Source organism: Saccharopolyspora sp. MMCC62 (assembly GCF_057736575.1).
This window is the reverse complement of sequence record NZ_JBYKCM010000010.1, coordinates 1-21,811: the sequence shown is the minus strand read 5'-3', so window position 1 is coordinate 21,811 and position 21,811 is coordinate 1. Positions and strand designations below refer to the sequence as shown.

Here is a 21,811-nt window from a genome sequence, read left to right as displayed (position 1 = left end):
GCCATGTTCTCAGGGTTGGCCCTGTTCGGTCTCTCGGCATGCGCTCTTGGTGGCCCTGGAGGAAATGGTGATCCGTCGCCGACTTCGGAGTCCCGTGGTGCTGGGTTGGAAAAATTTGATCCGTGCACGTTCTTCAAGCCTCAAGAGTTGACATCGTACGGCGTGTCAACTCAGGCTGAAGACTTCACTGACGTGAGCTTCCAGCCCGGTTGTACCTGGTCTGGTGATCGGCTCGATATTTCCCTGCAGAAGAATGCGGGAGAGACCGTCAAAAGTCTTGAATCCGGTGGCCCTTACGATGAATACACTCAGATCGAGGTCGCGGGCCGCGACGCTGCTCGGATGCTGGTCGACGGCGCAGCAGGTCAAGGTAGCTGCATCACCGTTGTCTCGGCCGGTGGCGGTGTTGTCCTCTACCAGCTCGTCGGCTACATGCGTGACTCCGTGGCCGATCCGTGCGGCGAGGTGGAGAAGATCGCGAATCAGACTGCATCGCGCTTGCCGGAATGATTCGTGACGTTGACGGAGAGGGTAAGGCGATGGGGAGCCTAGGGGCAGGAAGAGCTGTCCACGGCGGAGCGAGGAGACGTCGGCCCACGGTGTTCCTGGTGTCGGTCGCTGCGCTCGGCGGGGCAGGGCTGCTCGTGCTGTCTTCGTGTGCGTTGGGCGGGCCGGATGCCGGTGGCCATGAGGCCACGTCGTCCGAGGCGCCGCCGGTTGCACAAGGGGCAGGTTTGGAACAGTTCGATCCTTGCACCTTTTTCAAGCCGGAAGAGCTGGCGGATCATGGCCTGTCCGTGGAAGCCGAGGACTTTACGCTCGTCAGCTTCCAACCTGGCTGTTCCTGGGCTGGCGAGAAGCTGAGTCTTGCCTTGCAGAAAAACGCCGACGAGACCATTGAAAGCCTCAGTAAGGGTGCATGGGACGAATTCACGCGGATAGAGGTCGGAGGTCGTGAAGCTGCCCGCGTCATCGTTCCAGGGGCGAAGGGCCAGGGGGTTTGCAATACGGCTGTGTCGGCTGGCGGTGGAGTCGTGCTGTATCAGCTGACCGCAGCGATGCGCGACACCCTCGCCGACCCGTGCGGCGAGATCGAGAAGATCGCCGAGCAGACCGCGTCGCGGTTGCCGGAATGATGTGGGGGAGTCATGAGCCTGTTCAGCATGGTCGACAACGCCGGTTCGAAGATCCTCGGATACGAGAGCTCGGCTGAGAAGGATCGCAAGGCGCACGGCGAGGAGGCGAACCGGATCGCCCAGCAGCAGCAGGCGCAGCTGCAGCGGCAGAACTCCGGGATGGACGTCCAGGGCTTCGACAAGCCGGCGATCACGCAGTGCGTGAACTGGGGCGGTTTCGACCACGGCCAGATCTACTCGACGAACCAGGATTCGATCGACCAGGGCAAGGTCGGCGAGGTCGCCCAGGTGTGGATCGAGTTCGCGAAGGAGTTGCGCGGTCGCGGCGAGAACTACGCGACGGACGTGCAGCGCATCGTCGAGGGCGGCTGGGAGGGCGAGGCCGCGAACACGGCCAAGGAGGTCGGCAAACCCGCTTCGGAGTGGATGCGGGCGAGCGCCGACGCCTTCGAGGTGACCGGCAACAACTTGAACGCCGCCGGTGAGGCCGCCGGGCAGGCGCGGAACATGGTGGACAAGCCGGACGGCTACAGCGTCGGCCGGGGTGTCGCGGCGTCCATCCCGTTCGGTCCGGCGGGTGCGGGCTTGGACGCGCTCGGGCAGATGGAGGAGCGCGAGCAGGCGGAGCAGGCCGCGCAGGAGACGATGGGCCGGGTCTACAGCCCGACGCTGACCCAGGTCGACGCGAACATGCCGCAGTACACCGGCCCGGACGGTTCGACGAAGGAACCGCCCGCGGCGACGCAGCCAGCCGGCACGGACTGGGGCACCGGTCCCGGCGCGAACGGAGTCGGTCCCGGTACCGGTGGCGGTATCGGCACCGGAGGCGGCGGTGTCGGCGGGGGCGGCGTCGGTGGTGGCGGACTGCCGGGTGGCGGTTACGGCTCCGGCGGAACCGGTGGTTTCGGTGGCGGTGCCGGGAGCTTCCCCGGTTCGCCGTCCGGGTCCGGCAGCCAGTGGTCCGGGCCCTCGGGTGGTCCCGGGGCCGGTGGGGTTCCCGGCGGACCGGGTGGTCTCGGCACCGGTGGTGGAGGTGCCGGTGCGGGTGGCGGCCTGGCGGGCGGCATCGGTGGTCTCGGTGCGGGCGCCGGTGGCGCGGGCCGCGGCGCCGGTGGTCTCGGCGCGGGCGGAGCCGGTCGCGGTGCGGGCGGCGTCGGCGCGGGCGGCCGCGCGGGTGTCGGTGGCGCGGGTGCCGGTGCGGGCGCGGGCGCGTCCGGTGGTGCGCGCGGTGCCGGTGCCGGTCGCGGCGGCATGGGCGGCGGCATGGGCGGCGCCGGTCAGCGCGGCCAGAGCGGCGAGGACGCCGAGCACGAGCGCCCGTCGTGGCTCGAGGAGCACGACGACATCTGGATGAACGACATGCCCAAGACCGCACCTCCGGTCCTGGGCGAGTGATTCGACGCCGACCGGCCGCGGGGGCCGGTCGGCCACCGCCAGGGGTCGGCGGCTTGGTATCTGCACTTCACAGGGGAGAGAACGCAGTGACCGCTTTGGGCTCGTGGCAGTTGCCGCCCGTGCACCTGGACGTGGCGCTCAAGTACCTGGGGATCGACCGGCTGGCGCTCCCGTTGAGCAGCAGGTCGGCCGGGTACACCGCGGAGCAGTTCAGCCGCATCGCGAAACCCGAACTGGGGCGGATGCACGCGAGCGGCGTGGCCGTGGCCGACGAGATCGCGCCGCCGCTCGCCGCGGCGCTGAAGGTGCTCGCGACCCCGTACCTGTGGGTCGATTCGATCTGGTTCCCGCAGGTCGGCGGCGACCACTGCTGGCGGGCGCTGGCCGCGTTCACCGAGGGGAACCGGGTGGTGCTCGGGGTGCAGGCCCCGGGCGAGGAGCCGAACCGCGGCGGGCTGCTCACCGTCGAGGTGCACCAGAACGTGCCGCTGCCGCAGGTGCTGCTGGGCACGCTGCCTCCGGCGCGGCCGGGGAGCCAGACCCCGGTGCGGGTTCCGGCGGCCTCGCTGCTGCCGCCGCAGCAGGAGGACTTCGACCGGTCGAGCATGCTGCGCTCGGTCGCCGAGGAACGCGGCAGCACGGGTGACCGGCAGGTGCGGCTGTACGAGGCCATCGGCAAGGCCCCGCACCAGCGCATCGGCCAGCTCGCCGCGAACCTGCGGGACCGCAACGGCCGCAAGCACCGGTCGAAGGTGGTGTCCTGGTTCGACAACCCGGAACCGGACGGGCGCTACCTGAACCGGGTGGAACGCGGCAGCTCGGGCGAGCAGGTGCTGGCGCTCATCCCGGCGGACGCCCGCACCATCGGCGGCGAAGTGGACGCCCTGATCGCCCAGGTCCGCGGCTGAGCGGCCGTCGCCGGACGAGGTCCGCGGTGCTCACCGCGCGTGGTCGCCCGCGCTGCCGGGCGGGTGCGGGCCCGCGGGCCCGGTGCTCCCGTGGCCTGCGCGGGAGGCCGTCGCGGGCGCGTGCCCGCTCGCACCGGGCGGGCACGCAGCGCAGCGAAGGGGGTACGCGGCGCGTCACCCAGCGCACGTAGGCTGCGAGGCATGGTCGAACCCCCACTGCATCGCGTCACCCTGCCGAACGGGCTACGCGTGGTGCTCGCGCCGGACTCGGCGCAGGGCGCCTCCGGTCAAGCCCCCGTCGTGGGCGTCAGCGTGCACTATGACGTGGGCTTCCGCTCCGAACCGGAAGGCCGCACCGGCTTCGCGCACCTGTTCGAGCACCTCATGTTCCAGGGCAGCGAGAGCCTGGAGAAACTGGCGCACTTCCGCCACGTGCAAGGCTCCGGCGGCACGTTCAACGGTTCGACGCACCAGGACTACACCGACTACTTCCAGGTGCTGCCGTCGGCGGCGCTGGAGCGGGCGCTGTTCCTGGAAGCCGACCGGATGCGGGCGCCGAAGCTCACCGAGGAGAACCTGCGCAACCAGGTCGACGTGGTGAAGGAGGAGATCCGGCTCAACGTCCTCAACCGCCCCTACGGCGGGTTCCCGTGGATCCTGCTGCCGCCGGTGCTGTACTCCACCTTCGCCAACGCCCACAACGGGTACGGCGACTTCACCGACCTGGAGCAGGCGACGGTCGACGACTGCGCCGCGTTCTTCGACACCTTCTACGCGCCGGCGAACGCGGTGCTCACCATCGCCGGTGACTTCGACGTGGACCACGCGACGGAACTGGTGCACCGGCACTTCGGCGACGTCCCCTCTCGCGAGGTGCGGTCGCGCCCGTCGTTCGCCGAACCGTTCCCGACCGAGCAGCTCACCGGCGTGCACACCGACCCGCACGCGCCGCTGCCCGCGGTCGCGCTGGGCCACCGGCTGCCCGACCCGGTCGGCGAGCTGGACCAGTACCTGGCGAACATCGTGCTGGCCGCGGTGCTCACCGACGGCGACGCCTCCCGGCTGCAGCAGCGCATGGTGTACCGGGAACCGCTGGTGGTGGACGTGCACGCGGGCTGCGGCCTGATGGGCGCGCCGCTGGACGCCCGCGACCCGGACACGTTCACCCTCACCGCGATCCACACGCCGGAGGTCGACGCGGAGCGGGTCGTGGCCGCGGTGGACTCCGAGCTGGAGTCGATCGCCGCGAGCGGCCCGACCGCGGAGGAGCTGTCCCGGGTCACGTCCCGCTGGGCCGCCTCGCTGCACCGGGAACACGACCGGGTCATCTCCCGCACCCTCGACCTGGGCAGCGCCGAGCTGATCCACGGCCGCGCCGAGCTGATCTCGGAGCTGCCGCGGCGCATCGCCGAGGTCGGTGCCGACCAGGTCGCCGCCGCCGCGAAGGCCCTCACCCCGGACTCCCGCGCCACCCTGCGCGTGCAGCCCGACTCGAACTCCGCAGGAGGTGCGGCATGACCCAGGCCACCCACCGCAGCGCCGAGGAGATCGGCCGCACCGAGGCGGGCCCGCGCCCGCTGCCGCCGCTGGGCGAGCCGCGCGCGCTGCGCACCCCCGACGTGGTCGACACCGAGCTGCCGAACGGGCTGCGGCTGATCGCCGCCCGGCACGGGGTGGTGCCGATGGTCGAGGCGCGGCTGCGCATCCCGTTCGCGGGCGAGGACCCGATGCACCCGGCGCGCGCCGAGGTGCTCGCCGAGACGGTGCTGACCGGCACCGCCGCCCGGGACCGGGTGCAGGTGGACACCGATCTGGCGGCCGTCGGCGGTGAACTGCACGCCGTGGTCGACCCGGAGCGGCTCAGCTTCGTCGGCAGCGCCCTGTCCAGCGGGCTGGGCACGCTGCTGGAGGTGCTGGCCGACGCGCTGACCGGCGCCGCCTACGCGGCCGACGAGGTCGCGGGGGAGCGGGACCGCCTGGTGGAGCGGCTCGCGGTGGCCCGTTCGCAGCCGCGCGTCATCGCGCGCGAGGAGTTGCAGCGGCACCGCTACGGCGACCACCCGTTCGTCCGCGAGGTGCCGCAGGCCGCCGACGTGGGCCAGGTCGGCCCGGAGGACGTGCGCGAGCTGCACGCCCGCGCGGTGCTGCCCCGCGGCTCCACCCTGGTGCTGGTCGGCGACATCGACGCGGACACCGTGGTCGACGAGGTGACCCGCATCCTGGCGCCGTGGGACGCGGCGGGCACCGCCGCGGAGCTCCCCGCGCTGCCGCAGCTGCTGGGCGGCGACGTGCGGCTGGTGCACCGGGACGGCGCGGTGCAGTCGCAGCTGCGGATGTCCGCGCAGGGCCTGCACCGCACCGACGAGCGCTACCCGGCGCTGCAGATCGCGAACCTCAGCTTCGGCGGCTACTTCTCGTCGCGGCTGGTGGAGAACATCCGCGAGGACAAGGGCTACACCTACGGCGCGCACTCGTCGTTCGAGTTCACCCGCGGCAACGGCACGATCCTGGTGGACGCCGACACCGCCAGCGAGGTCACCGCGGCCGCGCTGCTGGAGATGCGCTACGAGTTCGGCCGCCTCGCGCTGGTCCCGCCGACCGCGGCCGAGGTCGAGTCGGCCCGGCAGTACGCGATCGGCGGCCTGCTGACCTCGACGTCCTCCCAGTCCGGGCTGGCGTCGATGCTCTCCACGCTGGCCGCCTGCGGGCTGGACCACCGCTGGCTGAGCGCGCACCCGGACCGGCTGCGGGAGGTCACCGCGGAACAGGTCGCGGAGGCCGCGCAGCTGTACGCCCCGACCGCGTTCACCGGCGTCGTGGTCGGCGACGCGGCGAAGATCGGCGACCAGCTGCGGGCCCTGGGCGGGGTGGTGCTGCCGTGACCGAGGCGTGCGCGGCGGTCCCCGACACGGGTGGGTTCCGGCTGGACTCGGCCCCGCTGCTGTCCAGGTCCACAGTGGACCGATCGGAGCCGCTGCGGGACGGGCCGACCGCCGAGCAGTGGACCACCGGCAAGGTGCTGCTGGTCGACGGCAAGGGGCGCACCCACATCGGCCCGGACGGGCGGCTCGTCTACGAGGACGCCGCGATGTTCGGCGAGCAGCCCACGCCGCGCGCGCTGCTGCTCGGCGCGCAGGACGGCACGACCTACTGGGCGCTGCGCACCGAACGCGACGGGGCGCAGGAGGGCTGGCAGGACCTGCGGATCGCGGGCGCGCAGCTCGACGACACCGATGCGGGCCTGCTCACCACCGCCGTCGGGTTGCTGAACTGGCACGACCACTCCCGCTACTGCGCGGTGTGCGGCGCGGCCACGAACCGGGTCAAGGTCGGCTGGGCGCGCCGCTGCTCCGGCTGCGACCGCGAGGAGTACCCGCGCACCGACCCGGCCGTGATCTGCCTGGTCCACGACGGCGCCGACCAGGTGCTGCTGGCGCGCCAGCCGGTGTGGCCGCCGGAGCGGTTCTCGGTGCTGGCCGGGTTCGTCGAGGTCGGCGAATCCCTGGAGGCCTGCGTGCAGCGCGAGGTCCAGGAGGAGGTCGGGGTGCTGGCCACCGAGGTGCGCTACCTCGGCAGCCAGCCGTGGCCGTTCCCCCGCTCGCTGATGCTGGGCTTCGCCGCGATCGCCGACCCGACCGAGCCGCTGCGGCCCGCGGACGGCGAGATCGAGGAGGCCCGCTGGGTGTCCCGCGCCGACGTGCAGGCCGCGATGCGCACCGAGGACGGCATCATCCCCGGCCTGCGGCTGCCGCCGAGCGTGTCCATCGCGCACCGGATGCTGAAGGGCTGGGCGTTCTGGGCGTAGGCCCGCGCTGACGTCCGGCGGTGCCCCGCCCGCGCTCGACGCCGAGCACGCGGCGGGGCACTACCGGGATTCGGCCCGCGTCAGGTGCCGTGCGTGCTGCGCCGCACCTCGTACCAGTCCTCACCGACCGGCTCGCCCGCCAGGTTCCAGCTCCACGACGTCGTCGGCGTGATGCGCAGGAACGTGCCGGGGCCGACCATCCCGACCCGCTCGAACGGCTGCTCGGCGCGCCCGTAGATCCGGATACCGCGCGCGACGAACGGGTCCAGCGACGGCAGGTCGTCGACGACGAGCGCCACCGCCGAGCCGCCCGCCGCGACGTTGCGGAACTTGCGGGTGCGGGTGACGGTCCCGCCGCCGCCCACCCACAGCGCACCGTCTTCGAACTCCACGGCCACCGGCACCACGTCGGGCGTGCCGTCGGCGGCCACCGTCGCCAGCCGCCCCAACGGGTGCGCCAGCAGGTACTCGATCTCCTCGTCGGTGAACGACATCGCCGCACGGCCTCCGTTCCAGGTCAACCACCCGTTCGGGGAGGTCCCGAGCGCGTCGTGGCGGGGCGGGCGCCTCGACGCGCGCGGTGGGGTTGCCGCCGCCGGGCGGGGCGGTTCTGCGAGGATGCCCGACATGGCCGATCAACCGCGACTGCTGGAAGGGCTCGATCCGGAGCAGCGGGCGGCGGTCACCGCACCACGCGGCCCGGTCTGCGTGCTGGCCGGTGCCGGGACCGGCAAGACCCGCACCATCACGCACCGCATCGCGCACCTGGTGCAGCTCGGCCTCGTCGTCCCCCAGCAGGTGCTGGCCGTGACGTTCACCGCCCGCGCCGCGGGTGAGATGCGGACCCGGCTGCGCTCGCTCGGCGCGGCCGGGGTGCAGGCGCAGACCTTCCACGCCGCCGCGTTCCGGCAGCTGCGCTACTTCTGGCCGCGGGTGCACGACACCCAGGTGTGGCCGCTGGTCGACAACAAGTTCCGGCTCGTCGTGCAGGCCGCGAACCGGGTGGGGGTGTCCACCGAGAAGGAGTCGGTGCGCGACCTCGCCGGTGAGATCGAGTGGTCCAAGTCCTGCCTGGTCTCGCCCGACCAGTACGCGACCGCCGCCGCCCGCGCGGGCCGCGACGTGCCGGTCGTGCCGCAGCAGCTCGCGAAGGTGTTCGCCACCTACGAGCAGCTCAAGAACGACGCGCGGATGCTCGACTTCGACGACCTGCTGCTGCACACCGTCGCCATCCTCGAAGAGCACCCGGAGGTCGCCGAGGAGTTCCGCGGCCGCTACCGCTCCTTCGTCGTCGACGAGTACCAGGACGTCAACCCGCTGCAGCAGCGGGTGCTCGACGCGTGGCTCGGCAACCGCGACGACCTGACCGTGGTCGGCGACGCGAACCAGACGATCTACTCGTTCGCCGGGGCCGCCCCGAAGTGGCTGGTCGGCTTCCCGAAGCGCTTCCCGGACGCGACCGTGGTCCGGCTGGAGCGCGACTACCGCTCCACCCCGCAGGTCGTGGCGCTGGCCAACAAGGTCATCGGCGCCGCCCGCGACCGGCCCGCGGGCACCCGGCTCAAGCTCATCGGGCAGCGCCCGGACGGCCCGGAACCGGACTTCGCCGAGTACGACCACGAACCGGCCGAGGCCGAGGCCATCGCCCGCAAGATCGCCGCGCTGGCCGGTCGGGGCGTGCCGCTGTCCGAGATCGCGGTCCTGTTCCGGGTGAACGCCCAGTCCGAGGTGTACGAGAAGGCGCTGTCCGACGCCGAGATCCCGTACCAGGTGCGCGGCGGCGAACGCTTCTTCAACCGCACCGAGGTGCGCCAGGCCGTGGTGGCGCTGCGCGGCGCCGCCGGCCGCGGCGAGGAGCCCGGCGAGGACCTGCCCGGTTCGGTGCGGGCCCTGCTGGCCGACGTGGGGCTCACCGAGGAACCGCCGGTGGGCGGCTCGGCGCGGGAGCGCTGGGAGTCGCTGATCGCGCTCGTCGAACTCGCCGAGGAGCTCGCCGCCGTCCACCCCGAAGCCGACCTGGCCCGCTACGTCGGGGAACTGGAGCAGCGCGCCGAATCGCAGCACCCGCCGACGGTGGAGGGCGTCACGCTGGCCTCGCTGCACTCGGCGAAGGGCCTGGAGTGGGACGCGGTGTTCCTCGTCGGGCTCGCCGAGGGCACCCTGCCCATCCAGCACGCCGAGGACGAGGCGGGCGTCGAGGAGGAGCGCAGGCTGCTCTACGTCGGCGTCACCCGCGCGCGCGAGCACCTGCACCTGTCCTGGGCGCTGGCCAGGGCCGCCGACGGGCGCCGCTACCGCCGCCGCAGCCGGTTCCTGTACGGCGTCATCCCGGAACGCCACCCGGCCGCGATGCCGGTGAAGACCAGGACCCCGGAGCCGGGCCCGGCCCGCAAGCAGGCCACCCCGCGCTGCCGCACCTGCGAGTCGGTGCTGGTGAGCACGATGGACATCAAGCTGGGCCGCTGCTCGACCTGCCCGTCGGACGTGGACGAGGGCCTGCTGGACCGGTTGCGCGCGTGGCGCAGCGACCGGGCGCGGCAGCTGAAGGTCCCCGCCTACGTGGTGTTCACCGATGCCACGCTCACCGCCATCGCCGAGCAGCGCCCGTCCGACGAGGCGGCGCTGGTGGCGATCTCCGGGATCGGCGCGAGCAAGATCCGCAAGTTCGGCGACGACGTGCTCTCGCTCGTCCAGCGCGAGCACGACCGCAACTAGCCGTTGAACAGGAGTTTCTCCGCCTTCGGCGGAATCTCGGAAAATCGGTTGCGGCGCGCTTCCCGCGCCTCATAGTCTGCACAGCACAAGCCGAGGTGTTCGGAACCCGGCGCGATCCGGAGGGGAGGTGGCAGCGATGACCGGCATTCAGAAGCTCGGTACCCCTGGCCTCCTCATGTCCGGGGGTATCGCGCTGTTCCGCGGTCGTACTACGACCCTGCCCGGTTTCGACCGCGCCATCGCCACGCCGCGTCCCACGGACGGCGGCCGCCCGGCTGATGGCCGCACCGCGCCGGTTCGCGCGGAGCTCGATCCTTGATCCGCTGATCTAGGACGCGCTCCAGGCACTTCTTCCGAGGCCGCGAACCCCGCAACCGGGTTCGCGGCCTCTTTCGTGTCTCCACTTCGCGAATCTGCGCCATTTCGAATGTGTTCCTGGGGAGATCCCCACCGTCGGTCCGGGCACGTGCACTGCCCAGAACGGTCAGGAGGAGAGATGTTGACCACCAGCGTCCGGGTAGCACCCGAGCGAAGAGCTGATGACGCCGGAGGTGGCGGCGCGGTCGGCGCGCTGCTGGACGAGGTCACCGACCAGGGCGAGGGGGTGCCCTGTCGGCAGGACCCGGACCTGTGGTTCGCCGAGAGCCCCGGCGACCTGGAACGGGCCAAGACCCTGTGCGGGCACTGCCCGCTGAAGCAGCGCTGCCTGGAAGGCGCGCTGTCCCGCGGCGAACCGTGGGGCGTCTGGGGCGGCGAGATCTTCGAACGCGGCGCGGTCGTCGCCCGCAAGCGCTCCCGCGGCCGCCCCCGCAAGAACCCGGCCCCCGTCGAACCGGCCGCACGCGGCCCCCGATCCGAGGAGAACGCGGCATGAGCCACCCCACCCGAGACCACCTGAACGACCTGCTCGAACCCCACGCGAAGGACACCGGACGAATGCTCATGCCCGAAGATCTGACCCGGATTCGACATCACGACTTGATGATCGAGGCGCACCGGCACCGGTTGGCCCGCCAGGCCACCGCCGGGCGCTGGTGGCGCCGGTTGGCGCACTACGCGCAGCGGCGCGCGGACCGCGCGGAGGGGGTCACCGGCGAGCCGTAGAGTGCACGATCGTGGCTCACTCGCACGACGGAATCGACTGGGACGCCAAGATCGCGCGGCTGCGCGAGGGCGACGAGCTGGCCGGGCCGGAGACCGCCGATCTGGTGCGCGACCTGCTCCGCCCGCAGGACCGCACGGTGATCGACGTCGGCTCTGGTGCGGGTGGTGCCGCGACCGCGTTCGCGGACGCCATGTGGGACACCGGCGGCACGGTGATCCTGGTCGATTCCGCCCCGGAGCTGCTGGCGGAGGCGGCGCGCAACACCGCAGCCACCGCGGGCCCGGACGTGCGGGTGCTGTCCGTGCAGGCCGACGTGGCCCGCGGTGACCTGTCCGCGGTCGGCCAGGCCGACCTGGTGTTCGCCTCGTTCGTGGTGCACCACCTGCCGGACCAGCTCGCGGGGCTGCGGCGGCTGGTCAAGCTGGTGCGCCCGGGCGGGCGGCTCGCCCTGGTCGAATCGGGCCTGGAACCGCGGGTGCTGCCGTGGGACGTCGGCGTCGGCGAACCCGGCCTGGAGTCGCGGCTGGCGGCCGCCCGCGCCGACTGGTTCCGCGAGATGCGCGAGCAGATGCCCGGCGCCACGCGGCTGAAGGTCGGCTGGGCGCAGGCCATGGCCGACGCGGGCCTGGACGGCGTGCTCACCTGGACGCAGCTGGTGGACCGGCCGGCCCCCGTGTCCGGGGCGGCGATGACCGCGGTGCTGCGCAGGCTGGAATGGCTGCGCCGCGGCGCGGAGGGGCGGGTCGCGCAGGCCGACCTCGACGCGGTCGACGCCCTGCTCGATCCGGACGGCCCGCACTACGCGGGGAACCGCGACGACGTGCACTACCTGCTGGCGCAGACGATCCACGTGGGCACGCTGCGCCCGTGATCCCGATCGGGGTCGGGGCTCAGCCCGGGGCCGGCGCCCGGTCCGGGACTGGAACTCGGTCTGCGGCCGGCGCTCAGTCCGCGGCGGGTTCGGGATCGGCGAAGCCGGGCTGCCAGCGCTCGATGATCTCGCGGGCCTCGAACTCGGCGTCCAGCTGGCACAGGATGCCCGTCGCGCCCAGCGTCACCCGGTGGATCAGCAGGTAGTCCGGCGGCAGGTTCAACCCCCGCCCGGTCCGGAAGTCCGGGCTGCGCAGGTCGCCGACCCGCTCGGCCTGCCGCTGCAGCCAGGACCGGGTGAAGTGGAACCGCTCCTCGCGCACCGGGTCGGTGAACGGTCCCAGGTAGGCGAGCACGTCCTCGGCGCGCAGCTCGCTGCCGGTCTGCACGAAGCGGTCGGCGCGCAGCACCTCCAGCAGCTCCTCCGCGCGGCCCTGCGCCGCGAGCCGCAGCATCCGCCCCATCTCGGCGGGCAGGCCCTCGGGCAGCCGCGCGACCGCGCCGAAGTCCAGCACGATCAGCCTGCCGTCCGGTGCGAGCAGGAAGTTCCCCGGGTGCGGGTCGGCGTGCAGCAATCCGGACCGCTCGGGCGAGGAGAAGTGGAACTCGGCCAGCAGCCGCCCGGCCCGGTCCCGCTGCTCCCGCTCGCCGTCGGCGATGACCGCGGAGAACGGGGTGCCGGTGATCCACTCGGAGACCATCACCTGCGGGGCGCTGGCCACCACCTTCGGGATCAGCACGTTCGCGTCGCCGTCGAAGGCGGTGGCGAAGGTGCGCTGGTTGTCGGCCTCGGTGCGGTAGTCGAGCTCCTCGACCATCCGGTCCTGCAGCTCCGCCAGCAGCGGTTTCACCTCGGCGCCGGGGGCGAGCGACTGGAACAGCCGGGAGAACCGGCTCAGCTGGCGCAGGTCCGAGCGCAGCGCCTCGCCCGCGCCCGGGTATTGGATCTTGACGGCGACGTCCCGGCCGTCGTGCCACACCGCGCGGTGCACCTGCCCGATGCTGGCCGCGGCGGCCGGGACGTCGTCGAATTCAGCGAAGCGGTCCCGCCAGGTCCGCCCCAGTTGCTGCTCCAGCACCCGCCGCACGCTGGTCCCGGACATCGGGGGAGCGGCGGACTGGAGCTTCGTCAGCGCCTCGCGGTAGGGCTCGGCCATCTCGTCGGGCACCGCGGCCTCGAACACGCTCAGCGCTTGGCCGAACTTCATGGCGCCGCCCTTGAGCTGTCCCAGCACCGCGAACAGCTGCTCGGCCGTGCGCGCCGAGAGTTCCGCGTTGATCTCGTCGGCGGAGTGGCCGCTGAGGCGCTTGCCCCACCCGGCGGCCATCCGCCCCGCGACGCCCAGCGGAAGGCTGGCCAGTTTGGCGGTGCGGTGCGCCGCCCGGCGGGGAATGTCGGTCACGAGGGCTCCTTTGCCGCGCGCAGGAGAACCACCCCGGCACCGAAAGGGGTTCGGATTCCGGGGCCGGAGCACATCGTAGTGGTTCACCGACCGGTTGTGGGGCGCCCGAGCCCCGCTTCGGTCGTGGCCCACCCCGGCGCGCGCCCGTCGCGACGCGAGCGGGGCGTGGTCCCACGTGCGGCGGGCGTCCGGTAGGACCGGGCCGCACGGGTTCCACCACCGATCCTCAGGCCTTGCCGAGGATGCGGGTCATGCGGGTCCCGCACACGGGGCAGGTGCCCTTGGCCATCCGTCGGCCGTTGGTCTCCGTGATCTCGCCGTCGAAGTCGCGCTTCTCGCGGCATTTCACGCAGTAGCCGTTGTAGGTGTCGGCCACGGCGTCCTCCTTGGTGTTGTGATCGCTACGGCGCGTGCCCGGCCGGACCGCGCTGGAGGAACCGTACAGGTGGCCGTATCGATATCACTGCATTCAGCTGATCGCATGTTAGGGGGAATGGAGTAATTCGTTAGGTGATCACGCGCAGTAGGCATGTGGAAAACCGCACTGCGATGTCCCTACGTCGGTGCCACTCGCTAAGGTCAGGTCTCGTGGCAGAACCGCAGGTCGAGGTGCGTCGCAGCAAACGACGGCGCCAGACGGTCAGCGCGTACCGGGACGGCGACAAGGTCGTCGTGCTGCTTCCGGCTCGGATGAGCAGAGCCGAGGAGAAGAAGTGGGTGGCGGAGATGCTCAGCCGCCTGCAGCGCAGCGAGACCCGCCGCCGATCACCGGCGCGCGACTCCGACGCCGCCCTCGCCGAACGCAGCCGGGAACTGTCCGAGCAGTACCTCGACGGCCGCGCCGAACCGCGCTCGATCCGCTGGGTGCCGCCGATGCGCACCCGCTGGGCGTCGTGCACCCCCAGCACCAGGCACATCCGGATCAGCGAGCGGCTCCGGGACGTGCCGAGCTGGGTGCTGGACTACGTGCTGGTGCACGAACTCGCGCACCTGCTGGTGCCGGGGCACGGCGACGACTTCTGGAAGTGGGTCAACCGGTACCCGAAGACCGAACGCGCCGTCGGCTACCTCGAAGGGCTCTCCGCGGCCGCGAACCTCGGCCTCACCATGGACGGTGAGCCGGAGGGCTGAGCGCGGCCCCGAACGCGGAACGGCGCCCCGGAAGATCACACTTCCGGGGCGCCGTCGCGTCGGGTCACTTCGAGTCGGGACCGTCCTCGTCGTCCTTCGAGCCCCGGTCGTCCTCGGAGCCCCGGTCGTCCTCGGAGCCCCGGTCGCCCTTCGAGTCCTGCTCACCGGCGGCTGCGGCCTGCTCGGCCTCCTCGGCGCGCTTGATCGCCGCGATCGGGTCGTCCAGGTCGGAGGAGCCGCCCCAGCGGTCCGCGAAGTCCAGCGGCTCGTCCAGGTCCGCGGCGTCCGGCAGCAGATCGGGGTGGTCCCACACCCGGTCGCGGCTGTCCAGGCCGTGCCGCTCGGTCATCAGCCGCCACAGGTTCGCCGCGTCGCGCAGCCGGCGGGGCCGCAGCTCCAGGCCGATCAGCGTCGCGAAGGTCTGCTCCGCCGGGCCGCCGCTCGCACGGCGCCTGCGGATGGTCTCGCTCAGCGCGCCCGCCCCGGGTAGCCGTTCGCCGAGTGCGTCCGAGACGACCACGTCGACCCAGCCCTCGACCAGGGCGAGCAGCGTCTCCAGCCTGGTCAGCGCGGCTTCCTGCTCCGGCGTGGTCTTCGGCTCGAGGAGGTTGGAGCCCATCAGCTCCTGCATCGAGCTCGGGTCCGTCGGGTCGATCTTGCTCGCCAGGTCCTCCAGCGAGGACGTGTCGACCTGGATGCCGCGCGCGAACTCCTCGACGGTCGCCAGCAGCCGCTGCCGCAGCCACGGCACGTGGCTGAACAGCCGGTGGTGCGCCGCCTCCCGCGCCGCGAGGAACAGGGTCACCTCGTCCAGCGGCCGGTCCACGCCCTCCGCGAACCGGGCCACGTTCGCGGGCAGCAGCGCCGCGGTGCCCTCCGGCGCCAGCGGCAGGCCCACGTCCGAGGAGGTCAGCACTTCGCCGCCGAGCTGCGCGAGGCTGTTGCCCAGCTGCGAGCCGAAGCCCAGCCCGCCCATCTGGCCGAGCATGGACAGCAGCGGCCCGGCGGCCTGCTTGGCCTCCGCGGGCAGCGCCTCCATCCAAGCGGTGGACATCCGCTGCGCCACCGGATCGCACAGCCGCTGCCAGGTCGGCAGGGTCTGCTCCACCCAGTCCACCGACGACCAGACCTTCGTGGTGCGCGCGCCCGCGGGCAGCGCCGTCGTCGGGTCGAGCCACAGCTCCGCGAGGTGGACCGCGTCCTGCGCGCCCTTCACCTCCTGCTGGCTGGGCCGCTCGGTGCGCTCGTTCGAGTGCAGCTGCTGCACCGCGAGCTGCTTGGCCAGGTCGTAGTTGACCGGCCCGGAACCGCCGCCGCCCGAGTGGCTCAGCACTTGGCCCAGCTGGGAGAACATCTGGCCCAGCTGGCCCATGTCGAAGTTCATCCCGCCGGGCATGCCGCCCATGCCGCCGCCGGGTAGCGCGCCGCCGAAGCCGAACCCCTGCCCGGAGTCCTGACCGGAACCACCGGCGCCACCGGAGCGCCCTTCCGACGACTCCCCCTTGTCGCGGTCGTCGTCGGGATCCTGCGGGCTGAACCCGAACGGCATGTCACTCATGCCTCCACCGTACGCGGATCGTGCCGAACCGGATAAGTCGCTCGGCGACCCGCCGCGGCGGCGATGTCGCAGCGTGCGGGTGCGTTCGGCGATCACCCGCCCGGAGATCGCGCCGGAGCCGGGCACGTACCCTGTCGCCTCGTGAGCCGTCGAACCTGGACGTTACTGACCAGCGTCATCCTGGTGGCCGCTTTCGGACTGCTCGGGGCGTTCGCCCCGGTGCCGTTCGTGGCGCTCGGTCCGGGACCGACCTACAACACCCTGGGCGAAGAGGCGGGCACGCCGGTCATCCGGATCGACGGCCAGCGGACCTACCCGACCGCCGGGCACCTGAACATGACCACCGTGTCGGTGACCGACCACCTGTCGATGCTGGGTGCGCTGGGGCTGTGGGTCTCCGGCCGGTACGCCCTCGCGCCGCGCGAGGTCTACTACCCGCCGGAGAAGACCGAGCAGCAGATCGAGCAGGAGAACACCCAGGCGTTCAACGACTCGCAGACCGACGCGGAGACCGCGGCGCTGCACCACCTGGGCTACCCGACGAAGGTGCTGGCGGGCACGGTCGTCAACGGCAGCCCCGCCGACGCGGTGCTCGAACCCGGCGACCAGCTGATCGCCGTCGACGGGAAGCCGATCACCGACCCGCCCTCGCTGCAGGCCGCGATCGCGTCCAGCAAGCCGGGGGAGCAGGTCGGGCTGACGTTCCGGCACGGCGACGAACCGCAGCGCACCGTGCCGGTCACGCTGGGCGCGAGCTCGGACGGCCGGCCGCAGGGCTTCCTCGGCGTGGGCGCGGTGGGCCGCCCGGACGTGCCGTTCGACATCAAGATCAGCCTCGCCGACGTCGGCGGCCCCTCCGCCGGGCTGATGTTCTCGCTGGCGATCGTGGACAAGCTGACGCCCGGCGAGCTCAACGGCGGCAAGTTCATCGCGGGCACCGGCGAGATCGACGCGGTCGGCAACGTCGGCCCGATCGGCGGCATCCCGTTCAAGATGACCATGGCGCGGGAGGCCGGGGCGACCACGTTCCTCGTGCCCGCCGGGAACTGCTCCGAGGCGAAGTCGCAGGCGCCGGACGGGTTGCAGCTGGTGCGCGTCGGCACCCTCGACGAGGCGACGAAGGCGTTGGACACCATGCGCGACGGCGGGATGCCGCCCAGCTGCTGATCGGAGTCGGCCGTCGAGCGGTCGCCCGATGAGTCCGGCGAGCCGTCGATCGGCCGCGACGCCGGTCGGGCGGGCCGCCGGTCAGGCTGGGGCGTTGATCGGGCTGGGATGTTGATCGGGCTGGGATGTTGATCGGGCTGGGATGTTGATCGGCCGGGCCTGATCGGGCCGGGCCGGGAGGTTGATCGGGACGGGGCTGATCGGTCGGCCCTGATCGGGCCGGGCCGTCGGCCGGGCCGGATGTCGGCGTCGGTCGGGCCCGGACGTTGATCGGTCGGCCCTGATCGGCCGGGTCGTCGGTCGGCCGGGCCGCCGATGCGCTGATCCCTGCGGACCGCCCGGCGCAGGGCGGTCCGCACCGGGAACCGCTACGCAGCGGTGAAGGTCTCGTGCAGCGCGCGCAGGAGGTTCGGCGCCAGCGACGGGTCCTGCACCAGCTCGCCGTCGCCGCCGCTCTCCCGCAGCCGCAGCACGCAGGTCTCGTGCCCGCCCCGCAGCACCGCCGCCACCAGCCGAGCCTCCTGCCGGTCCGGGTGTTCGGCCGCGGCGCGGCGCGCCTCCTCGTCGTCATCGGTGGGCAGCGCGGACTCCGCCTCCGGCGGCAGCACCACGATCTCCTGCACCAGCGCGCACCCGGTGACCAGCTCGGGCCACTCGATGCGGGCCAGCGCCTCCGCCAAGTCCTCCGCGGGCAGCGACTCCTGGGCGATCGGGGTCATCGCCGAGTCCGCGTCCAGCTCGGCGGCCAGCGACGGCTGGGCGGCCAGCAGCTCCTTGGTCGGCACCAGCGCGAAGATCTGGGTGGGCTGATCCCAACCCGCGGCGGCCACGAACTCTTCGACCTCGCGGGCGGCGCCGGGCAGGGCGGCGGCGAGGTCCTCACCATGAGCGGCTGACATGCCGCTCATCGTCGCACCCCGCACCCGGCGGTCCCGCGCCCGACCGCCGCCGGGCCGCCGAGATCGTCCGATGCCGTCATGACCAGCGGCGGGGATGTCGGATTCGCCGGAATTCGAGTGCGATCGGGGGAACCCTCGACGACATCGTAGAGTTGAACATCGCGAGGGGAGTCGTCCCCGGCCCGTCGATCGTCGCCTGGAGTGTGCGCTGTGGCCATGCGGCCTGTAATGCCGAAACTGTCCCGGCGGAGCCGGATCCTGCTGATCATCGGCGTGGTCGTGCTCGCCGGCCTGATCATCTGGTCCAGCTTGGTCGGGGCCTACGTCGATTGGCTCTGGTACGGAGAAGTCGGCTACCAAGGGGTGTTCACCACCCAGCTGCTCACCCGGATCGGACTCGGCGTCGGAGCCGCGCTGTTCCTCGGCGCCGTGCTGCTGCTGAACCTGTGGATCGCCTACCGCACCAGGCCCGTGTTCGTGCCGATCAGCGGACCCGACGACCCGCTCGCCCGGTACCGCACCCTGATCAGCGCCCGGCCCGCGGCGTTCGCGCTCGGCATCCCCGCCGCCGTCGCCGTCCTCGGCGGCCTCGCCGCGCAAGCCGACTGGCAGACCCTCCAGCTGTTCCTGCACAGCGTGCCGTTCGGGCAGACCGACCCCGAGTTCGGCCACGACATCAGCTTCTACACCTTCCAGCTGCCGTTCTACCGCTGGCTGCTGTCCTGGGCGTTCGTCGCGATCACCGTCGCCTTCATCGGCGCGCTCGTCACGCACTACATCTTCGGCGGCGTGCGGCTCGCCGGTCGCGCCGGGCAGCTGTCCGCGCCCACCCGCGTGCAGCTCGCCGTGCTCGCCGGGCTGTTCGTGCTGCTCAAGGCCGTCGACTACTTCTTCGACCGGTACGACCTGCTGCTGTCCCAGCGGAACCCGCTGTTCACCGGTGCCACCTACACCGACCTGAACGCCGTCATGCCTGCCAAGCTGATCCTGCTGTGCATCGCGGTGTTCTGCGCCCTCGCGTTCTTCGCCGCCGTGGTCCTGCGCGACCTGCGCATCCCCGCGCTCGCCACCGTGCTGCTGGTGCTCTCCAGCGTGCTCGTCGGCGCCGTCGGGCCCGCGCTGCTCGAGCAGTTCTCCGTGCGCCCCAACGCCAACCAGCGCGAAGCCGAGTCCATCCGCCGCAACATCGCCGCCACCCGGCAGGCCTTCGACATCGGCGAGGACAAGGTCGAGGTGCACGACTACCCGGGTGTCACCAACCTCCGGCCCGAGCAGGTCGCCGACGACGCGGGGACCATCCCGAACATCCGGCTGCTCGACCCCAGCGTCCTGTCCGCGACGTTCACCCAGCTCACCCAGCAGTACAACTTCTACGGCTTCCCCGACAAGCTCGACGTCGACCGGTACCGGGACGACAAGGGGGAACTGCAGGACTACCTGGTCGCCCTCCGCGAGATCAACACCGCCGGGCTCGCCGCGAACCAGCAGTCGTGGATCAACCAGCACATGGTCTACACGCACGGCAACGGGTTTGTCAGCGCACCCGCGGACCGCGTCGACTCCACCCTCGAAGACGGCCGCACCCAGGGCGGCTACCCGGTGTTCTCCGTCAGCGACGTCGCCAACAACGGCCGCGGCGAGATCCCCGTCGACCAGCCGCGGTCCTACTTCGGCGAACTCGTCTCCACTTACGCCATCGTCGGCGGCAACCCCGGCGACGCGCCCCGCGAGTACGACACCGACGGCAGCGCCTACACCTACACCGGCAAGGGCGGCGTGCCCATCGGCAACTGGTTCAACCGGCTCGTGTTCGCGGCGCACTACACCGACCGGAACATCCTGTTCAACCAGGCCATCGGGGACAACTCGAAGATCATCTACGAGCGGAACCCGCGGGAGCGCGTCCAGAAGGTCGCGCCCTGGCTCAAGGTCGACGGCGACCCGTACCCCGCCGTCGTCGACGGCCGCATCAAGTGGATCGTCGACGGCTACACCACGCTCAACAACTACCCGTACGCCGAGGTCACCGAGTTCGGCGAGGCCACCAACGACACCCTCCGCGGCGTCCAGCGGCAGCCCAACCAGCAGATCAACTACATCCGCAACTCGGTGAAGGCCACCGTCGACGCCTACGACGGCAACGTCGAGCTCTACGAAACCGACGACACCAAGCCGGACCCCGTCCTCAAGGCCTGGGAAGGCGTGTTCCCCGGCGTCGTCAAGCCCAGCTCCGAGATCACCCCGCAGCTGCGCGAGCACTTCCGCTACCCCGAAGACCTGTTCAAGGTGCAGCGCTCCCTGCTCACCGAGTACCACGTCGACGACCCCGCCGACTTCTACTCCACGCAGACCTTCTGGGAAGTGCCCCCGGACCCCACCAGCGGAGGCCAAGGCGGCGCCGCGGACGAAGGCAACCAGCAGCCGCCCTACTACGTGCTCGCCCAGGTCGAAGGCCAGGAGAACCCCACCTTCCAGCTCACCAGCGCCCTGACCGCGCTGCGGCGGCAGAACCTCGCCGCCTGGGTCTCCGCCTCCTCCGACCCCCGCGACTACGGGAAGCTCACCGTCCTGCGCCTGCCCACCAACACCCAGACCCCCGGGCCCAACCAGGTGCAGAACCAGATGGAGTCCACCCCCGAAGTCACCGAGAACCGGACCCTGTTCAACAACCCCAACGTCAACGCGATCTTCGGCAACCTGCTGACCCTGCCCGTCAAGGGCGGCCTGCTCTACGTCGAACCGATCTACATCCAGCGCAACGAGCAGGACTCGTACCCGCAGCTCGCCCGCGTCCTCGTCTCCTTCGGCGGCAACGTCGGCTTCGCCGAAACCCTGCCCAAGGCGCTGGAACAGGTCTTCGGCGCCGGTGCGGGCGACGCCACCGGCGACGGCCAAGCCCAGCAGCCGCCGACCCAGCAACCCGGTCAGCAGCCGCCGGCGCCCGGCCAGCAGGCCACGCCCGAACTCCGCAGCGCCGTCAACGACATCCAGGGCGCGCTCGAACAGGTGCGGACCGCGCAGCAGTCCGGCGACCTCGGCAACCTCGGCGGCGCGCTCCAGCGGCTCGAAAGTGCCGTCGGCCGGTTCGAGCAGCTCCAGGGCAACGGCGGCTGATCCCGCCGCGGGGGGGGCCCCCCCCCCCGGGCGCGCGGGCCCCCCCCGGCCCCCCCCCCCCCCCCCCCCCCGCGGCGCCACCAGCGGAAACGCGCTAACAGGACCCCCCTCGCAAGGGCCCCGGAACCGTCCAGTACAGTTCTCACCACAAGGAAATACGGCACGAACCGAAGTCGAGGATCGTGCTTGGCGCGGGGTGGAGCAGTTCGGTAGCTCGCTGGGCTCATAACCCAGAGGTCGCAGGTTCGAATCCTGTCCCCGCTACTCGTGGTGTGTTCGAGGCCCCCTCTCTGGCGAGAGGGGGTCTCTTTCCGTTTGCCCTCGTTTTGTACGGGGGCCGAGCCCCCGTAGGCCCCCACGGTGCGGAGCGTGCCGGTTTCGGGTGTGGTGCTGGTGGGGGGCTCGCGCTTCGCGCTTGCTGCGGCGGGGCTCGCGCTTCGCGCTTCGTGCCTTGTGTTTGTGGGGTGGGGCTCGCGCTTTGTGGTTCGTGGGTTGTGGGGCTGGAGTGGGGTTTGTGGTTCGTGGTTTGGGGTTTGTGGTTGGGGGTGTGGGGGGCTTGCGCTTCGCGCTTTGCGGGGTGGGGGTTCGTGGTTGGGAGGGGGGTG

Annotated in this window: 20 protein-coding genes and 1 tRNA gene; 16 read left to right on the top strand and 5 right to left on the bottom strand. The window is 71.9% G+C overall.

All coding sequences use genetic code 11. The features are described 5' to 3' along the window. Positions 1 to 3: 3 nt before the first annotated feature. The 7 genes from AC29IT_RS22210 (at position 4) to nudC (ending at position 7,244) form a co-directional block, all read left to right on the top strand. A complete protein-coding gene (locus AC29IT_RS22210) occupies positions 4 to 510 on the top strand; it encodes a DUF3558 family protein (RefSeq protein WP_488220114.1) in 507 nt (168 codons plus the stop codon). Positions 511 to 599: 89 nt separating this feature from the next. After that, positions 600 to 1,136, top strand: a complete 537-nt coding sequence (locus AC29IT_RS22205; protein ID WP_488219997.1) for a DUF3558 domain-containing protein — start codon at positions 600 to 602, stop codon at positions 1,134 to 1,136. 12 nt (positions 1,137 to 1,148) lie between these two features. Then, a complete protein-coding gene (locus AC29IT_RS22200) occupies positions 1,149 to 2,531 on the top strand; it encodes a PPE domain-containing protein (protein ID WP_358444802.1) in 1,383 nt (460 codons plus the stop codon). Between the two features lie 86 nt (positions 2,532 to 2,617). After that, positions 2,618 to 3,439 carry an ESX secretion-associated protein EspG gene (locus AC29IT_RS22195; RefSeq protein WP_358444804.1) on the top strand — a complete coding sequence of 274 codons (822 nt, stop codon included), beginning with the start codon at positions 2,618 to 2,620 and terminating at the stop codon, positions 3,437 to 3,439. Between the two features lie 201 nt (positions 3,440 to 3,640). Next, positions 3,641 to 4,957 (top strand): M16 family metallopeptidase, encoded by a 1,317-nt coding sequence (locus AC29IT_RS22190; RefSeq protein WP_488219996.1) that lies wholly within the window; start codon positions 3,641 to 3,643, stop codon positions 4,955 to 4,957. Next, complete coding sequence (locus AC29IT_RS22185; RefSeq protein ID WP_488219995.1) at positions 4,954 to 6,321, top strand: M16 family metallopeptidase; 1,368 nt, start codon at positions 4,954 to 4,956, stop codon at positions 6,319 to 6,321. Before AC29IT_RS22190 ends, AC29IT_RS22185 begins: the two co-directional genes overlap by 4 nt. Further along, positions 6,318 to 7,244: an NAD(+) diphosphatase gene (gene nudC, locus AC29IT_RS22180; protein ID WP_488219994.1), complete on the top strand. Its 927-nt coding sequence runs from the start codon at positions 6,318 to 6,320 to the stop codon at positions 7,242 to 7,244. The genes AC29IT_RS22185 and nudC overlap by 4 nt, the downstream gene beginning before the upstream one ends. Before the next feature lie 80 nt (positions 7,245 to 7,324). On the opposite strand, the gene AC29IT_RS22175 is transcribed toward nudC, so the two are convergent. Continuing rightward, entirely contained in the window at positions 7,325 to 7,738 is a 414-nt protein-coding gene (locus AC29IT_RS22175; RefSeq protein ID WP_488219993.1) for a PPOX class F420-dependent oxidoreductase, read from the bottom strand. Positions 7,739 to 7,871: 133 nt separating this feature from the next. Here AC29IT_RS22175 and AC29IT_RS22170 point away from each other — a divergent pair, with 133 nt between their 5' ends. The 5 genes from AC29IT_RS22170 to AC29IT_RS22150 all read left to right on the top strand — a co-directional run bounded on the left by AC29IT_RS22170 (position 7,872) and on the right by AC29IT_RS22150 (position 11,935). After that, positions 7,872 to 9,959, top strand: coding sequence for an ATP-dependent DNA helicase UvrD2 (locus AC29IT_RS22170; RefSeq protein WP_358444818.1), 2,088 nt, complete (start codon positions 7,872 to 7,874; stop codon positions 9,957 to 9,959). Positions 9,960 to 10,095: 136 nt separating this feature from the next. Continuing rightward, positions 10,096 to 10,278, top strand: coding sequence for a hypothetical protein (locus AC29IT_RS22165; RefSeq protein WP_358444821.1), 183 nt, complete (start codon positions 10,096 to 10,098; stop codon positions 10,276 to 10,278). A 177-nt stretch (positions 10,279 to 10,455) separates the two neighbouring features. Then, positions 10,456 to 10,833 (top strand): WhiB family transcriptional regulator, encoded by a 378-nt coding sequence (locus tag AC29IT_RS22160; protein ID WP_358444824.1) that lies wholly within the window; start codon positions 10,456 to 10,458, stop codon positions 10,831 to 10,833. After that, positions 10,830 to 11,063 (top strand): hypothetical protein, encoded by a 234-nt coding sequence (locus tag AC29IT_RS22155; RefSeq protein ID WP_358444827.1) that lies wholly within the window; start codon positions 10,830 to 10,832, stop codon positions 11,061 to 11,063. Before AC29IT_RS22160 ends, AC29IT_RS22155 begins: the two co-directional genes overlap by 4 nt. An 11-nt stretch (positions 11,064 to 11,074) precedes the next feature. After that, the gene (locus AC29IT_RS22150; protein WP_358444830.1) at positions 11,075 to 11,935 is read left to right on the top strand and encodes a class I SAM-dependent methyltransferase; all 861 of its coding nucleotides are present in this window, start codon (positions 11,075 to 11,077) and stop codon (positions 11,933 to 11,935) included. A 73-nt stretch (positions 11,936 to 12,008) separates the two neighbouring features. Here the strand turns inward: AC29IT_RS22150 and AC29IT_RS22145 are convergent, their stop codons facing one another. Then, positions 12,009 to 13,337 (bottom strand): ABC1 kinase family protein, encoded by a 1,329-nt coding sequence (locus AC29IT_RS22145; protein ID WP_358444833.1) that lies wholly within the window; start codon positions 13,335 to 13,337, stop codon positions 12,009 to 12,011. Between the two features lie 226 nt (positions 13,338 to 13,563). Beyond that, the gene (locus AC29IT_RS22140) at positions 13,564 to 13,713 is read right to left on the bottom strand and encodes a DUF5679 domain-containing protein (protein WP_358444835.1); all 150 of its coding nucleotides are present in this window, start codon (positions 13,711 to 13,713) and stop codon (positions 13,564 to 13,566) included. Positions 13,714 to 13,925: 212 nt separating this feature from the next. Here AC29IT_RS22140 and AC29IT_RS22135 point away from each other — a divergent pair, with 212 nt between their 5' ends. Continuing rightward, positions 13,926 to 14,468 carry a M48 metallopeptidase family protein gene (locus AC29IT_RS22135; protein WP_358444838.1) on the top strand — a complete coding sequence of 181 codons (543 nt, stop codon included), beginning with the start codon at positions 13,926 to 13,928 and terminating at the stop codon, positions 14,466 to 14,468. A 64-nt stretch (positions 14,469 to 14,532) separates the two neighbouring features. Here AC29IT_RS22135 and AC29IT_RS22130 read toward each other — a convergent pair whose 3' ends face one another. Continuing rightward, positions 14,533 to 16,026, bottom strand: a complete 1,494-nt coding sequence (locus tag AC29IT_RS22130; RefSeq protein ID WP_488219992.1) for a zinc-dependent metalloprotease — start codon at positions 16,024 to 16,026, stop codon at positions 14,533 to 14,535. 141 nt (positions 16,027 to 16,167) lie between these two features. On the opposite strand from AC29IT_RS22130, the gene AC29IT_RS22125 reads away from it, so the two are divergent. Then, entirely contained in the window at positions 16,168 to 17,193 is a 1,026-nt protein-coding gene (locus AC29IT_RS22125) for a YlbL family protein (RefSeq protein ID WP_488219991.1), read from the top strand. 368 nt (positions 17,194 to 17,561) lie between these two features. Here AC29IT_RS22125 and AC29IT_RS22120 read toward each other — a convergent pair whose 3' ends face one another. Then, complete coding sequence (locus AC29IT_RS22120; RefSeq protein WP_488220113.1) at positions 17,562 to 18,092, bottom strand: PPA1309 family protein; 531 nt, start codon at positions 18,090 to 18,092, stop codon at positions 17,562 to 17,564. A 228-nt stretch (positions 18,093 to 18,320) separates the two neighbouring features. On the opposite strand from AC29IT_RS22120, the gene AC29IT_RS22115 reads away from it, so the two are divergent. Together AC29IT_RS22115 and AC29IT_RS22110 are read left to right on the top strand one after the other, a co-directional pair. After that, entirely contained in the window at positions 18,321 to 21,206 is a 2,886-nt protein-coding gene (locus AC29IT_RS22115) for a UPF0182 family protein (protein WP_488219990.1), read from the top strand. 190 nt (positions 21,207 to 21,396) lie between these two features. Next, positions 21,397 to 21,470 (top strand) — tRNA-Met (locus AC29IT_RS22110). Positions 21,471 to 21,811: the final 341 nt, after the last annotated feature.